Annotated in this window: 1 protein-coding gene; it reads right to left on the bottom strand. The window is 48.1% G+C overall.

Annotation, left to right across the window (positions count from 1 at the left end; genetic code table 11):
- On the bottom strand, positions 1–344 hold a 344-nt coding region (gene napF, locus ACNQ0T_RS23250), incomplete at its 3' end, for a ferredoxin-type protein NapF (protein WP_417930390.1).
- Between the last annotated feature and the right edge of the window lie 59 nt (positions 345–403).

Here is a 403-nt window from a genome sequence, read left to right as displayed (position 1 = left end):
ATGTTTGGCTGGTAAATACCGGCCAGTGATGGACGAAAGGCGATCACTTGAGGCTCACAACTGTCTTCACAACGACGACATTCAATCGATTTGTACGCCAGACAGTGTTGCCCAATGGCAATCTTGATATTCCAAGGCTGGGTATTTTGAGGAAGGAATATAGGCTCAGGACAGACCTCTGCACATGCATAACAGAATGTGCATTCACCACGCTGAAAATCGACCATGGGATAGCCACCAGGACCCGGTTGCAAAATTGCCGTTTCACAACTCTTGATACACTGGTTACAACGAGTGCACTGTTCAATAAAACGTGCTTCGCTACCACTCCATGGTGGTCGAATTACGGGTGCAGCATTACGCCAAGCCCTCGTTAAAACTCCCCTACGGGTGATATCAACCA

It is taken from the genome of Enterobacter cloacae complex sp.6700776 (assembly GCF_048284255.1).
In the GTDB taxonomy this organism is placed as follows: domain Bacteria; phylum Pseudomonadota; class Gammaproteobacteria; order Enterobacterales; family Enterobacteriaceae; genus Enterobacter; species Enterobacter intestinihominis.
The sequence above is the reverse complement of the archived record's forward strand: the minus strand, read 5'-3'. Positions and strand labels throughout refer to the sequence as shown.